The sequence below is a fragment of the Neptunomonas concharum genome, assembly GCF_008630635.1.
Taxonomy (GTDB): domain Bacteria; phylum Pseudomonadota; class Gammaproteobacteria; order Pseudomonadales; family Balneatricaceae; genus Neptunomonas; species Neptunomonas concharum.
Genome location: NZ_CP043869.1, coordinates 2186470 through 2201877 on the forward strand (window position 1 = coordinate 2186470; position 15408 = coordinate 2201877).

12 protein-coding genes are annotated in these 15408 nt (G+C 47.1%); 6 read left to right on the forward strand and 6 right to left on the reverse strand.

The window, feature by feature from the left end:
• Positions 1-128: 128 nt before the first annotated feature.
• From F0U83_RS10310 to F0U83_RS10330, 5 genes are all read right to left on the reverse strand, one after another.
• Positions 129-1286 carry a type III PLP-dependent enzyme gene (locus F0U83_RS10310; protein WP_138987619.1) on the reverse strand — a complete coding sequence of 386 codons (1158 nt, stop codon included), beginning with the start codon at positions 1284-1286 and terminating at the stop codon, positions 129-131.
• A gap of 125 nt (positions 1287-1411) precedes the next feature.
• Positions 1412-2014 carry a CBS domain-containing protein gene (locus tag F0U83_RS10315; protein ID WP_138987618.1) on the reverse strand — a complete coding sequence of 201 codons (603 nt, stop codon included), beginning with the start codon at positions 2012-2014 and terminating at the stop codon, positions 1412-1414.
• Positions 2015-2128: 114 nt separating this feature from the next.
• Positions 2129-3031, reverse strand: a complete 903-nt coding sequence (locus tag F0U83_RS10320; protein ID WP_138987617.1) for a PhzF family phenazine biosynthesis protein — start codon at positions 3029-3031, stop codon at positions 2129-2131.
• Positions 3028-3954 (reverse strand): DMT family transporter, encoded by a 927-nt coding sequence (locus F0U83_RS10325; RefSeq protein WP_138987616.1) that lies wholly within the window; start codon positions 3952-3954, stop codon positions 3028-3030. Before F0U83_RS10325 ends, F0U83_RS10320 begins: the two co-directional genes overlap by 4 nt.
• 2 nt (positions 3955-3956) lie before the next feature.
• The gene (locus tag F0U83_RS10330; RefSeq protein WP_138987615.1) at positions 3957-4127 is read right to left on the reverse strand and encodes a DUF1127 domain-containing protein; all 171 of its coding nucleotides are present in this window, start codon (positions 4125-4127) and stop codon (positions 3957-3959) included.
• Positions 4128-4296: 169 nt separating this feature from the next.
• On the opposite strand from F0U83_RS10330, the gene F0U83_RS10335 reads away from it, so the two are divergent.
• Positions 4297-5733, forward strand: coding sequence for an aminotransferase-like domain-containing protein (locus tag F0U83_RS10335; protein ID WP_138987614.1), 1437 nt, complete (start codon positions 4297-4299; stop codon positions 5731-5733).
• On the opposite strand, the gene hypF is transcribed toward F0U83_RS10335, so the two are convergent.
• Entirely contained in the window at positions 5734-8052 is a 2319-nt protein-coding gene (hypF, locus tag F0U83_RS10340) for a carbamoyltransferase HypF (RefSeq protein ID WP_138987613.1), read from the reverse strand.
• A 227-nt stretch (positions 8053-8279) separates the two neighbouring features.
• Between hypF and xdhA the strand changes: the two genes are divergently transcribed.
• The 5 genes from xdhA to mtnA all read left to right on the forward strand — a co-directional run bounded on the left by xdhA (position 8280) and on the right by mtnA (position 15385).
• Complete coding sequence (gene xdhA, locus F0U83_RS10345; protein ID WP_138987612.1) at positions 8280-9725, forward strand: xanthine dehydrogenase small subunit; 1446 nt, start codon at positions 8280-8282, stop codon at positions 9723-9725.
• The gene (xdhB, locus tag F0U83_RS10350) at positions 9712-12090 is read left to right on the forward strand and encodes a xanthine dehydrogenase molybdopterin binding subunit (protein ID WP_138987611.1); all 2379 of its coding nucleotides are present in this window, start codon (positions 9712-9714) and stop codon (positions 12088-12090) included. Before xdhA ends, xdhB begins: the two co-directional genes overlap by 14 nt.
• Positions 12087-12875 carry a xanthine dehydrogenase accessory protein XdhC gene (gene xdhC / locus F0U83_RS10355; RefSeq protein ID WP_138987610.1) on the forward strand — a complete coding sequence of 263 codons (789 nt, stop codon included), beginning with the start codon at positions 12087-12089 and terminating at the stop codon, positions 12873-12875. The genes xdhB and xdhC overlap by 4 nt, the downstream gene beginning before the upstream one ends.
• Positions 12876-12953: 78 nt before the next feature.
• Positions 12954-14258, forward strand: coding sequence for a guanine deaminase (guaD, locus tag F0U83_RS10360; protein ID WP_138987609.1), 1305 nt, complete (start codon positions 12954-12956; stop codon positions 14256-14258).
• A gap of 107 nt (positions 14259-14365) precedes the next feature.
• A complete protein-coding gene (gene mtnA, locus F0U83_RS10365; RefSeq protein WP_138987608.1) occupies positions 14366-15385 on the forward strand; it encodes an S-methyl-5-thioribose-1-phosphate isomerase in 1020 nt (339 codons plus the stop codon).
• Positions 15386-15408 lie beyond the last annotated feature (23 nt).

Genomic DNA, 15408 nt, shown 5'->3' on the forward strand with positions numbered 1-15408 from the left:
CTATAAATCCTATTGCAACATGTTCTAATATAGCATTTAAGAAACACTTTATCAGTTGATTTATCTAAACTTTTTAAACATATATAGAGGGAAATGGTATATACCATCGCCCCTCTAGCAAGGTGAAATTATACAAAATAGCTCTTTAGTGGCGGAAAACCGTTAAACTCCACGGAGCAATAACTACTGGTGTAGGCTCCTGTTGATAACCAATAAAGCCGATCCCCAATATCTAGTGATAATGGCATCTGGTATTTGTGGTTTTCATACATGATATCCATACTATCGCAGGTAGGCCCCGCCAAAATTACATCTTCTTCTTCCCCATCACGTTCTGTGTATATACGGTACTTAATTGATTCATCCAGCGTTTCAATTAGGCCATTAAATTTACCAACATCCGTGTAGATCCAGCGCTCTAGAGAAGAGGAGGATTTTCTGGAAATCAAAACCACCTCAGATACCATGACACCCGAATCGCCCACTAAAGAACGCCCCGGCTCCATAATAATTTCAGGAATATCATCCGGAAAATCTTCTGTTAAGTAACGGGTTATCTCTTCAACATAGGTCTGGAAGTCATTGGTCTTCTGATTATATTGGGCCGGGAAACCACCGCCTAAATTAATCATCTTTAGTGCAATACCATGATCATTATAGAGTCGGTCATAAACCGTTTTCACTTTAGCAATGGCACCATCCCACACATCTATCTCGCGCTGCTGGGATCCTACATGAAAAGAGATGCCATAAGGCTCTAATCCAAGGTCGTTGGCGAGGACTGCAAGCTCTACGGCCATTTCAGGGCTACACCCAAACTTTCGGGACAGCGGCCAATCTGCACCTTCTGCACCCTCAGTTAGAATTCGAATATACACGCGAGATCCTGGCGCATTTTCCGCAATGTTTCGAAGATCTGCTTCTGAGTCCGTAGCAAACAGCCGAACGCCTTTCTCATAGAAATAGCGAATGTCATTACGCTTTTTAATGGTGTTACCGTAGCTACAGCGATCCGCCGCAACGTTGTGACGTAACACCTTGTCTAATTCATAAGTAGACGCTATATCAAACTTGGATCCCAACTCCGCCAATAGCGATATCACTTCATCCGCCGGGTTAGCCTTAACGGCATAATAGATATGGGCATACTCAAAACCAGCCGCCAACTCTAAATATTTCTGCTTGATCGTATCTAGGTCAATCACGATAAAAGGCGTTTCTTTAGCATCCGCCAGATTTTTAATTTTTGTCCAAGTTGACGGTTGAATCAGATCAGGGTGTTTCACTACGGGGGTCACCTCGTTTATTTCTCATAGGTTATAAACTAAATAGCCCGTAATGGTCTTTCCAGTACGGGCTATTTGATTTTTCGCGAGTATAAATAAATTTATGCACAGATCAATAGATTCAGTTAAATTCCTCCACCATGCGTAATAATTCGTTCTATTTCCGCAAATGATTTTGCTTCGTACATTACTTCAAAACCCACTTTGAGTTTTCGAGATATATCGCTGGCTGAAATAATGCCCCTCACCCGCTTCACACTGGCTAAGCTTTCATCAATGATCAAGACATGTTGCTCCCCAGAGCCTTTTAAGGTCAGCATCACATCGCCAATTTTTGCATGTTGTAACTGCTCAAATGTAAGTGCTTGTAACTGAGATTTGCCAACCATAATATGTTTAACCAGTACATCCTCCCGCGCCGCGCCACTGGTTTGCATATGGGACATCACTCGACGCCCCATAATGTCTCTGGCCGTCACCACACCCGTGAGTTGGTTATTATCATTTACGGCAAAAAGAAAGCGCACATGTTGGCTCTTCATCCATTCTAGTGCTTCATCCACTTGCTGATCTTGAGAAACAGTGACAGGAGTCACCGTTTCAAAATCAGTCATTACAGCTGCCGCCGGGCTATGTAAGCCAATCGGTGTAGTAGACTGTTCAGGCGTGAGCAGGTAATTAACATCTGCTATCTCTTGCAACCGTATATGGCGAAATTCTTGAAACATCGCCGACCTCCTTTATTTTGTTTTTATAATTTGAAGTCACTTTTAATCAGCATAGACAGCTTTTGCAGAAAGTTCACCTATATCAGATATTTTTCAACGAAACGTTAAATCTGCTCACAATGGCTGGCGCAATAGAGTGCCCTGTGAGATGACAACGGCCCCACCAAATACTTCAACAGCAATAATTCCCGATTCGTTGATGCGTACATGCGTGCCTATGCGGCTAGGGCGCCCCATCTCTGTACCTTGAGAGATCATCCAACCGGTGTCTTTTTTCAAATTGTGCTTTAATGCCAACCCTCCCACTAAGGCAGCAGCGGCACTACCCGTTGCGGGGTCTTCTGCAATACCGGCGGCAGGAGCAAACATTCGCATTTGAATATCTACATCTGAATCACTATACGCAAACAAACATAGATCTGGAGCTATATGATCTTCTAGCTTTTCTCGCCAATAGCTAAGGTTCAATCTAGCTAAGGAGAGTGCCTTTACTGAAGTCAGTTGTATGATCTGATAGGGCACACCGCAACTAGCAACAAAGGGCTGTTCCGCAATATCAGCCGACGCTAAACCCAGCATGGCGGCCATGTCCGCTTGGGTTAACGTGCTCTTCTCAACATCAATGACAGGGAGTTGCGGCGTTTGAAATATCGCCGTCACCTCTGGCTCTTGCCCTTTAAATACTACTGGGACCGCACCTGCAACCTCATCAAGGATCAGATCTTCTTCTTTATCCCATGTCTCCAGCCAACCCAGAGAGCGCAACAATAGAGCAGTACCTACCGTAGGGTGCCCTGCAAAAGGAATTTCACCGTTAGGCATAAAAATTCGTATGGACCAACGATTTTTTGCTGTTTTTTCCCGAATGAAGACAGTTTCCGATAGATTCATTTCCCGGGCGATGCTTTGCATTTGCTGATCAGACAAATGCCCTGCATCAACAAAAACAGCTAACGGATTTCCAGCAAAAGGGGTATTAGTAAAAACATCCAGCGTATAGAAATCTAGCTTATTCATGACTTAACTTCCTGATTTAACTTAAAACGTCGGCCTGAGTAGACAAGCGCAACCACCAAGGCGGCACACATGAGTGTCCACAGATCGATGACCTCTCCCAAAAAAACACCTGCTAACAGCAGTGTGAAAAATGGCTGCAATAATTGTATTTGGCTTACCCGTGAAATACCGCCTAATGCCAAGCCTTTATTCCAAAGAAAAAAGCCAAACAGTTGACTGACTAACGCCAGATAAATAAACGCTAACCAGCCGGAGAAACTGTGTTGCAAAGGCGCTACACCAAACCACAGATAGCCACTCCAAGTAATAGGAGCCGTAAAAACCAGAGCCCAACAGATCACCTGCCACCCAGGCATCTCTGCTGATAATTTGCCCCCCAGCGCGTAGCCTATCGCCGATAGCAGGATACCCAGCATTAACACAAAGTCGCCAAATGAGACCGATGTCGCACCTCCTCTGCATGAAAAAGCAATGACAACCAGCGCACCAGCCAAACTGCATAGCCAGAATCCCAGAGGGTTTCTTTCATGATTGAGGAGACTACCAAATACCGCGGTTAACAAAGGCAAAATACCCATCAATACACCACCTTGTGCAGCCCCCATCTCTTTCATAGCAAGCGCTGACAAAACAGGAAAGCCCAACACAACACCACAAGCCGTTAGCAAGAGTAATCGTATCTGACGCGCACTCGGCCAAGGTACATTGAAGGCTCTAAGTAAAATCGCTGCGACTATGGATGCAATTGCCGAGCGGCCAAAGCCAATAGCAATCGGGTCAAAAAACTGCACACTCCAGCGCGTTGCTGGCAATGTCATTGAGAAGAGTACCGTTGCAAGTAATCCTAATAACAATCCCTTTTGGGGCGCGGACCACGTTGGTTGTGACAGCGAACCTTGTTCTAATCGAGTGACTAGTGACATAACTAATCCCTCCAGAAAGGCTTTGACCCTTCTTTCAGAGCATCTGATCGTGTAATGCCTATGTCTTTCAAAGCGTAGGCACTCAACATCATTAGTTGCTTACGTGTTTGTTGGCGCTGACGCAAAAACTTCAAACGCTCCAATATTCGCCGGATGACTTCAATAATAATCATCGTTCTGCCCTCCATATCATTGATGGAAGATAGCTTATGCCTTAAACTGAAACCGATACAGATTCAGACAAATATTATTAAAACCAGCACAGATAACAAAAACACTTATCTGTATCGTTATAGAAACCACAATCTGTACCCGAAAAAATAACTGTACAGGAAAACTGTAATGAAACGTTATGAGCAGGTTGCCCAAGCTATTTCTGAACGTATAGAACAATCCTATTACCAAGCGGGTGAGCGGCTTCCTTCTATTCGCGACGTCAGTAAAACCTTTGAAGTCAGTATCTCAACCGCACAAGAAGCCTACCGTTTATTAGAGGATCAGGGGCTTGCCGAGCCTCGCCCTAAATCGGGGTACTATGTACTCAATCGACAAAAAGCTCCCCAACAGTTGCCCGATGTCAGTAGACCGGTGCAGCGACCTTTAGAGGTTTCTCAATGGGAGGAGGTGTTAAATCTTTTATGCGCAAATACCAGTCAAGATATTGTCCAACTTGGCCGGGCAATTCCTGATTTAGAAGCACCTACATTAAAACCTCTCAGTCGGATTATGTCGGACCTTAATCGCTATGCGCAGTCGAGTATCCTCTCTTATGAGCACCTAAGAGGGTCAGATAAACTACGATTACAGATAGCAAGGCTAATGGTGGACTCTGGATGCCGATTGCATCCAGATGACATCATTACCACGACGGGATGTCAGGAAGCACTTTCCGTCAGCTTACGGGCTATTAGCCAACCGGGAGACATTATTGCCGTGGATTCACCCAGTTTCTATGGTTCGATGCAAGCGATCAAGGCCCATGGCCTCAAAGCGCTGGAAATACCAACCCATCCAGAGACAGGAATCAGTTTAGAGGCACTCCAACTTGCGCTGGAGCAGTGGCCGATTAAAGCCATCCAAATCACGCCAACTTGCAATAACCCCTTAGGCTACACCATGCCAGTCGAGCACAAGCAGCGCTTGCTGGAGATCACTGCACCCTATGATCTACCCATCATCGAAGATGACATCTATGGTGATCTTGCCTACCACGCACCCCGCCCTCCTTCGATTAAGTCATTCGATAATGAAGGTCGCGTACTTTTATGCTCCTCTTTTTCAAAAACGCTGGCACCTGGGCTTCGTGTAGGTTGGGTTGCTCCGGGCCGTTATGTCAACCAAGTCATACATATGAAATATGTCGTTACCGCCAGCACCGCTACCCTGCCACAAGTTGCGATAGCGGAGTTTATTGCCCAAGGTGGATATGAACGTCATATTCGAAAAATGCGTACGCAATACCAACAAAGCCGTGATGCCATGATCGGCTGGATCGAGAAGTATTTCCCGCAAGGTACTCGAATTAGCTACCCACAAGGGGGATTTTTACTGTGGGTCGAGTTACCCGTTGAGATTGATACCGTAATGCTAAATGAGCGCACCATGGCGCTAGGAGTCTGTATCGCGCCAGGCGTGCTCTTTTCAGCCAGCGGTAAATACCGCCACTGCATGCGCCTGAATTTCACTGACCGCCCATCGGAGCGCAACGAACGAGCAGTTCAGATCGTCGGTGAAGAGATTAGAAAAATGACACAAGAGCTTACAAAGGTAACGGTATAACTATAACTGGCGAGCAGCCGCAACAACAGCTTGCCCATAACTCAGCCCGCCATCATTAGCAGGTAGCTGCTTATGGGTTAGTAGCGCCAGGCCAAAGCTAGCTAATTTTTCTGCAAGTAGTCGACACAATAGCCGGTTTTGTGCAACGCCCCCGCTTAGCACCACCGTTGTGATAGAGGTTGCTTGAGATAAATCATTCAATAAATTTGCCAAAACATGTGCCAAAGAGTGGTGGAATGCACACGCAATCAATGCGGGATCTGTATCACGGGATAGGTCATCCAGCATCGCCGACCATAAGCGATCCCAACATAGAATCCGCATCTCACCGTCATATCTCCAATCCATCGGGTAGGTACGATCCACAGATAGTACTTTTTCAGCCAAGGACTCTAGTTCTATAGCGGCCTGCCCTTCATACGTTATCCGGTCGCGAGATAAGTCTAATAAAGCAGCGACAGCATCAAATAGCCGCCCTGCCGAACTGCTCATGGGGGAGTTCAGTTGTTTTTTAAGCATTGATCGAATAACAGGGATAGGTTTGTCATCCAGCCAAGGGAGTTGTGGTAATGCTTCATCCAGCAAACCATAATGATGCAGTTGCGCTACTAGACAGCGCCATGGCTCCAATATCGCCTGAACACCTCCCACCAAAGGTACCGGGTCAAAATACGCTACGCGAGTGTACTGACGGTAGTTAAACTGAAAAATTTCCCCTCCCCAGAGCGTGCCATCATCCCCTAGACCTAGACCATCCAGCGCGAGACCAAGCAGATCTTCACCTTCTAACGGCCACTGATGTTCCGCCAGACAACTGGACAAATGGGCATGGTGATGCTGGACCCATTCAACCCTTTTACCACTGGCTTTCGCATATTTGCTGGATAGATACTCTGGGTGATTGTCTGCCACTAAGCAAAATGGTTTCAGTGCATATAAACATTGATACCTCTCGATAGTATTGAGGTATTCATCATAGGTGCGCACATCTTCGAGATCACCTAGGTGCTGACTCACTATCGCCTGTCCCCCTTTAATCAGACAAATAGTGTTCTTAAGCTCGCCACCTAATGCTAATAAATCCGGTGCGCGCTCAAAACCGGGAGGCAGCTTTATCGGAGCGGGCGCATAGCCTCGTGCTCTTCTGATCACCTGCATTTTAGGATAATTGTTACTCCCTTCAGAGTGGGAGTTTATTGCCACAACAGAGTCATCAACACGATTAACAATCTCCCTATCATGCAAAACATAATAGTCAGCGATCCCCTGCAGCTGAGATACCACCTCATCGTTATCAATCACCTGCGGCGAGCCAGAGCGGTTCGCACTCGTCATTACAAGGGGGGACTCAAAAGATTCCAGTAACAAATGATGCACAGGTGAGTGAGGTAACATACACCCTAAACGTGACTGGCCGGGTGCTACCTCTGTTGGTAACTGATACTTAGATGCCAACAGCACAATCGGCGCGCTGGCCGATTGCAGGAGCTGACGAACGTCTGAATCAAGACACGCATATCGCTGGACACTCTCACAATCACGAAACATAAGTGCAAAGGGCTTATCTGGGCGTTGCTTTCGCTCTCTTAAGCGTTGAAGCGCCTCTTTAGAGGTCGCATCACAGACGAGATGAAAACCGCCGATTCCCTTTATTGCGATAATATTGCCCTGCCGAATCTGTTCAGTTATCAGCTGAAACGGGTCTGAGACAGGGTTTATTTCTCTACTCTCTCCATCACATACCCATAATCTGGGCCCACACGCAGCACAGGCATTGGGTTGAGCATGAAAGCGACGATCAGCTGGATTATCGTACTCTTCTTGGCAGTCTTCGCATAATCGGAACTCAGCCATACTCGTTTGGTAACGATCATAAGGGATCCCACGAAGAATACTTAAACGCGGCCCACAATGGGTGCAATTAATAAAAGGGTAGCGATAACGGCGATTAGAGGGATCTTTTAGCTCCGAAATACACGCAGGGCATGTTGCTGCGTCCGGCACACACCCAGTTAGTGGATCGCCGTTGCGGCTCTTGATAATCTGAAAATCCGGAGAATTAATCACTAACTCTGCATCCATGCAGGAAAGATGTTCGATTCGAGCAAGAGGAGGAAGCGCTGTCGTCAATGCTTTAATGAATTGATCCCGCTGTTGCGAAGATGCAACCAATTCTACCGTCACCCCTGCAGCATCATTCCATACCTGCCCCATTAACTTCAGCTGACGGGCAAGGTGCCACACAAAGGGGCGAAAGCCTACGCCTTGCACCAATCCTGTGACGGTTAATCGGTAGCCTTTTCTTATCACTTGACGCATCTTATTACCTAAAACAACAAACCACTGCTTCCCAGCCTTGCCCAGTGCTGGCATGACAACACATATACTCTAGCACTATAAGGAAAAGCTAACGGGTATAGCAATTGCTTACTCTCTGCAGCACAGAAGATCGCTTTGGCATGCCTATTACTTGACCTAAAAGTCAGAAAAGACCTATTCTTAAACTCAGTATTTCCGTCAAGTAAACAGTATTGGAGCTCTACAAGGTGATACGTTTTCTCCTAAACCAAACACCAGAAATCATTGAGGCCATCGACCCCAATACGACGGTGCTAAACTATTTACGCCAACACAAACACCTGACTGGTACAAAAGAGGGGTGCGCCTCTGGCGATTGTGGCGCTTGCACCGCTGTACTCGTTTCGTTGCAGGATGAAACGCTTTCCTATGAGACGATCAATACATGCCTAACCTTGTTACCCGCTTTAGAGGGTAAGCAGTTAATTACCATTGAAGCACTCAAACAAGCGCAGCTACACCCGGTGCAAAAAGCAATGGTGGAGCATCATGGATCTCAGTGTGGGTTTTGTACGCCAGGCATTGTTATGTCTCTCTTTGCTTTACAGAAAAATGTAACGACATACCAAAGAGAGGCTACGCTCGAAGCCCTATCGGGCAACCTTTGCCGCTGTACGGGCTACCAACCGATCATCAATGCCGCAAAACAGATTTGCGACACACACAGCAATGACGTATTCGATCAGCAAACGGGCAACACCATTACCCAACTCAAGGCGCTACAAAATGATCATTTAAGCGGTATACAGGCACAAGGGAGCGAATGCTTCTCTCCAAGAACGCTTGATGAGCTGGACAAGCTACTCCTCCAAAACCCTAACGCTCGTATTCTGGCAGGGGGGACCGACTTAGCCTTAGAAATTACACAGATGCATCACCGCCTAAGCCCCATCGTTTATCTTGGTCGCATTGAAGCACTAAAGCGCATCAATCTCAGTGATAGCCATATTGAGATAGGCGCAGCCTGCACATTAAGCCACTGCCACTCTATACTCAGTCAGGAATATCCAGATTTGGGTAAATTACTTGATCGATTCGCATCCTTACAAATTCGCAACCAAGGCACTCTCGGGGGCAACATTGCCAACGCATCACCCATTGGTGACTCCCCCCCAGCCTTAATTGCGGCAGGTGCAAGCGTACAACTGAGGCGCAATGGCCATATACGTTGCATGCCTTTAGATGAATTTTTTATCGACTACCGCAAAACGCACCTATTACCCGGCGAGTATATAGAGAAGATTTGCATCCCAAGAAAACACCCGCAAAGCCTCTATCGGATCTACAAAATATCTAAACGTCTCGATGATGATATCTCAGCAGTATGCGGTGCTTTTCACTTACAGATGCATAACGGTTTGATTACTAATGTGCGTATTGCTTTTGGTGGTATGGCTGCCATCCCTAAACGAGCCATTAAGTGTGAAAAAGCACTCGCAGGCCAGCCATGGCAATTCTCAGTATTAGAAAAGGCTATCCCTGCTTTAAATGACGACTTCAGCGCCCTGTCTGATTTTAGAGCCAGTGCACACTACCGCACCCTAACCACCCGAAATCTATTAATGAAGCTTTGGTGGGAGTCACAGCACGATAGTAACTTGATAACACGAGTGAGTGACCATGTCGAAATCTAACCCTCCTACCCCGCCCCCTGAAGTGCTGGAACTTGCTTTCAAACAGACGCTTACGTCAGGTGTCGGCAAAAAACTCCCCCATGAGAGCGCCGAGCGACATGTTAGCGGTGAAGCTCGCTATATTGATGATCAACTGGAGTATCCCAACCATCTGCACCTTTATGCGCGACTGAGTGAGCAAGCCCATGCCACCATCACAAAATTAGATGTGAACGCCTGCCGTCAGTACCCTGGGGTTGCTTGTGTGATTACCGCCGATGATATTCCAGGCCAATTAGATATTGGCGCGGTACTCCCTGGCGACCCACTACTGGCACATAGCAAAGTGGAATACTGGGGACAACCACTGTTTGTTGTTGCAGCAACCTCCTATGACATAGCCAGAGAAGCAGCACAGTTAGCCACCATTGAATATGCACCACTAGAAGCGCTACTTGATGTAAAAGAAGCACTACACAAAAAGCATTTTGTCATGCAGAGCCACCAGCACAAACGTGGTGACGCTAACAAAGCAATAGCCAGCGCGCCACATTGCATTAAAGGGCAACTCAATATAGGCGGCCAAGAGCACTTCTACCTAGAGACACAGGTATCCAGCGTTATACCCACTGAAGATGGCGGAATGCTGGTTTATTGCTCCACCCAGAACCCCACTGAAGTCCAAAAACTGGTGGCTAGCGTCTTGGGCCTGTCTATGCACAAAATCACCATCGATATGCGCCGAATGGGTGGAGGATTTGGCGGTAAAGAAACTCAAGCAGCGGGCCCTGCTTGCCTTGCAGCGGTTGTAGCGCAAAAAACAGGGATGCCTGCAAAAATGCGTTTGGCTCGTTCTGATGACATGATGATGACCGGTAAGCGCCACCCTTTTTTTGTCGAGTACGATGTTGGGTTTGACCAAAAAGGCGTGCTACAAGGTGTCAATATAGAGTTGTCGGGCAACTGTGGATTTTCACCGGACTTATCAGGCTCCATAGTGGATCGCGCCATGTTCCACGCGGATAATGCCTATTACTTAGGTGACGCTCTCATTACCGGGCACCGTTGTAAAACACATATCGCCTCCAATACAGCTTATCGCGGGTTTGGCGGGCCACAAGGGATGCTTGCTATTGAAAACATTATGGATGAAATAGCACGCTTTCTAGGTGAAGACCCTCTCACCGTGCGAGAACGTAACCTCTATGGCCAGCACGACAGAAACATCACTCATTATTACCAGACGATTGAGGACAATCCCATCAAGGATATTCTCGAACAGGTGAAACAAAGCGCAGACTACCGCCAGCGCCGTCAGCAGATTAGCGAATTCAATAACAAACACCCTTTCCTGCGTAAAGGTATCGCCTTAACACCGGTCAAATTTGGCATATCGTTTACGGCGGGCTTTCTTAATCAGGCGGGCGCCTTAATCCATATTTATACCGACGGTAGTATTCAACTGAACCATGGTGGTACAGAGATGGGGCAAGGTTTGAACACCAAAGTCGCTCAAATTGTCGCTGAAGAGTTACAAGTCAGTATCGAGCGCATACAGATAACCGCTACAGATACCAGCAAAGTACCCAATACCTCACCGACTGCCGCCTCATCAGGCGCGGACCTCAATGGCAAAGCGGCGCAAGCGGCAGCACGTACATTAAAACAGCGCTTAACAAACTTTGCGGCTGAACGGTATAACGTGGATACCTCAGCCATTATATTCAAAAACAACTGTGTTCAAGTCGGTGAGACGCTGGTGAGCTTCGACGCATTGGTACAAGACGCTTACTTTTCTCAGGTTTCGCTATCCAGCACGGGCTTTTATAAAACCCCGAAAATTCACTACGATAGAGATAGCGCCAGCGGCCATCCTTTCTACTATTTTGCTTGGGGTGCAGCTTGCTCTGAGGTCATCGTTGATACATTAACAGGAGAATATAAAGTCCTTCGTACCGATATTCTGCACGATGTCGGCGCTTCATTAAATCCAGCTATCGATATTGGGCAGATCGAAGGAGGCTTTATACAAGGAATGGGTTGGTTAACCACCGAGGAATTATGCTGGAATGAACACGGTCGCTTAATGACGAACAGTCCTGCGAGCTATAAAATTCCAGCGATCTCTGATACACCGCTCATCTTTAATGTCGATTTGGTCGAGAACCGTAAAAACCCAGAAGATACGGTCTACCATTCCAAAGCGGTAGGAGAGCCTCCCTTTATGCTGAGCATTTCAGTCTGGTGCGCGATCAAGGATGCTGTCTCTAGCTTGTCAGACTATCGATACCACCCCGATATAGATGCCCCCGCCACTCCCGAAAAAGTATTGTTGGGTATTGAAAAGCTAAAACACCAACTGGCAAATAGAGAACCTTTGTCGTGAAGTGGTTAACCTCCCTCAACCAACTACAGGCTCTTGGGGAAGCAGCGATCCTTGTGACCATTATTGAAAACCGGGGATCAACGCCCAGAAACAGCGGTTCAAAAATGGTAGTCACTGCACAGAGCAGCTTCGATACGATCGGTGGAGGTCACCTAGAACACAAGGCGATAAAGCTTGCCCAACGACTACTCAAAGACAATGTTCATACTCCATCACAGGTGCATTTTTCCTTGGGTGCCAGCCTAGGTCAGTGCTGTGGTGGTGCTGTTACATTGCTTTTTGAGCCGATTATTCCCCGCAGCTTACATATTTGCCTATGTGGTGCGGGGCATGTTGCAAATGCACTGGTCCCAATCTTAGCTAATCTGCCCGTTCAGGTTACATGGATTGATGAACGCGCTTCGCTTTTTCCGGCAAGCATTCCGGAAAATACAACCGCCTGCATTAGTGATGACTCTGTCAGCGAAATAGCCAACCAACCTCAAAACAGCTTCTATTTAGTCATGACCCATAATCACCACTTAGATCAATCACTTATCGAGGCTATTCTCAAACGGGGTGATGCCCGCTACGTCGGCATGATTGGCTCAATAACAAAACGACGTAAATTTGAGCATAGACTGAAACATAAAGGGTTTAGTGAAGAAGCCATAGCACAGTTCACCTGCCCCATCGGGGAGGTAAAGATACCCGGCAAACTTCCTGGTGAGGTAGCTGTTTCAATCGCCGCGGAAATCATTCAGCATTATCAGCAAAGAGCCAGCCACGCTGCCCAACTCAATTAACGCTGACGTACAGCTCCTCAGCCAAGTAAAATAAACCATTAAAGCACCCAGCTATACCCACAACCGGACAATCTTCACATGACACACACAATCCAAGCTTTTCGCGCTGCTTTACTCCACTCGATTGCTGACCCCGCCGAAGTCGGACCAACAGCAAGTTATGAATACTTCGAAGATGGATTGCTGGTTATCGAAAATGGGCTGATTAAAGCCATAGGCCATGCGGCGGACCTCCTCCCTTCGCTAGCGGATAACACACCGATAACAACCTACCCAGATGCACTGATCACACCAGGTTTTGTGGATACCCATATACACTACCCACAAACCGGCATGATTGCCTCTTACGGGGAGCAATTATTGGATTGGCTAAACAACTATACATTTGTGGAGGAACAAAAATTCTCCGATAAAAACCATGCTGATACAGTCGCCAAGCTCTTTCTAACCGAACTACTGAGAAATGGCACAACCACCGCTTTAGTATTTGGCACGGTGCACCCAGAATCCATAGATGCTTTTTTTGAAGTCGCAAACGACAAGCACCTGCGAATGATCGCAGGAAAAGTCATGATGGACCGCAACGCACCAGATGCCCTCCTCGATACGCCTCAAAGTAGTTATCAAGACAGTAAAGCCCTTATCCAGCGCTGGCATGGAAAGAATCGCTTACATTATGCAGTGACACCACGCTTTGCTCCCACCAGCAGTGAAGAGCAACTCACACTGGCTGGCCAATTGTTGCATGAGTTTCCTGACCTTTATCTGCATACCCATTTAAGCGAGAACAAGCAGGAAATTGAGTGGGTCAAGGCCCTGTTTCCGGAGCGAGAAGGCTATCTGGATGTCTATGACCACTATGGTCTGCTCGGTAAGCGATCCGTGTTTGCCCACGGCGTACATTTGTGCGAATCAGAATGTCAGCGACTCGCTGATACCCAATCCTCACTTGCGTTCTGTCCTACCTCAAATTTGTTTTTAGGCAGTGGCCTTTTTGATCTTAGTAAAATGGAACAATACAAGGTTAACGTTGGATTAGGGACGGATGTGGGCGCTGGTACTAGTTTTTCTATGTTGCAAACATTAAACGAAGCTTACAAAGTGATGCAGCTACAACAGAAAAAACTTAGCCCTTTCAAATCTTTATATCTGGCCACGCTGGGGGGCGCTAAAGCCTTAAATCTTGATGCCTATATCGGCACACTACATCCCGGCACAGAAGCAGATTTTGTGGTACTTGATTATCATGCAACGCCTTTAATGCAATACCGCATGGCACAAGCCACCACGCTTGAGGAGCGCTTATTCGTATTGATGACCTTAGGAGATGACCGAGCAGTTAAAGCCACTTATATACTGGGAGAAGTCTCTCATCAACGTTAGCTTTTCTGTGAAATCGAAGAACAAGCCTGCTGCTCCCTTCTTCCATACAAGCTATAATCTCCAGTGACACTCATCGACGTCAGTTTTTTCTCCAACCGAGGATTTTTATGCAAGACTTGATCGCAACCAGCCTTAAATATCAACAAGGCACCCTGAGTGTGTTAGATCAACACCAGCTGCCCGACAAAGAGGTTTGGCTTGCCTGCCATAGCGTTAAATCTATGGTGGATATGATCAAGAAACTACAGATTCGTGGTGCTCCTCTTATTGGCATTGGGGCAAGCTTGCTGCTCGGGTACTTAGCCGAACAAGGTGTTGATGAAAATGGGTTAAGGGAAGCAGCCGCCACCTTGCGTGCGGCCCGTCCTACTGCTGTTAACCTCATGAATAACATGGACAGCATGTTGTCCGTCCTCAACACTCAAGGTGTTGGCGCGCTCCCCAAAGAAGCTGAACGGCTGTTCCACGAAGATATCGCTCTATGTGACGCGATGGCGAGCCGCGGCGCTCAATTGATCAAGCCGAATAGCCATATTCTCACCCACTGCAATACCGGCAGTTTAGCCACCGCAGGTGTTGGCACAGCCATAGGTGTTATTAGAGCCGCCCATGATCAAGGTAAAAATATTCATGTTTACGTGGATGAGACCCGCCCTCTCCTGCAAGGAGGGCGATTAACAACCTGGGAGATGGGTAAATTTAATATTCCCCACACCCTGATCTGCGACAACATGGCCGCTTTGTTGATGCGCGATGGCAAAGTAGATTATGTATTGGTCGGCGCTGATAGAATTGCTGCTAACGGTGACTTTGCCAATAAAGTGGGCACCTACGCCTTAGCCGTCATTGCCCATTATCACAAGATTCCTTTCTATGTGGTCGCCCCTTACACCACCGTTGATCCTGAATGCCCCGAAGGGAGTATGATACCCATCGAAGAACGCGATGCAGCAGAAGTTCGAGGTGTCAGCGGCAGTTTTGGCGCTGTGCGTTGGAGTCCAGAAGATACACCCGTGTTTAATCCCGCTTTTGATGTTACACCCGCATTTTTGGTCACTGGCTGGATTTTAGATAACGCCGTCTACTCACAAGACGAAATACACAAAGGCGTATTAAAAAGAGGATAAAAAATGCCTCTACGCCTTTAAAG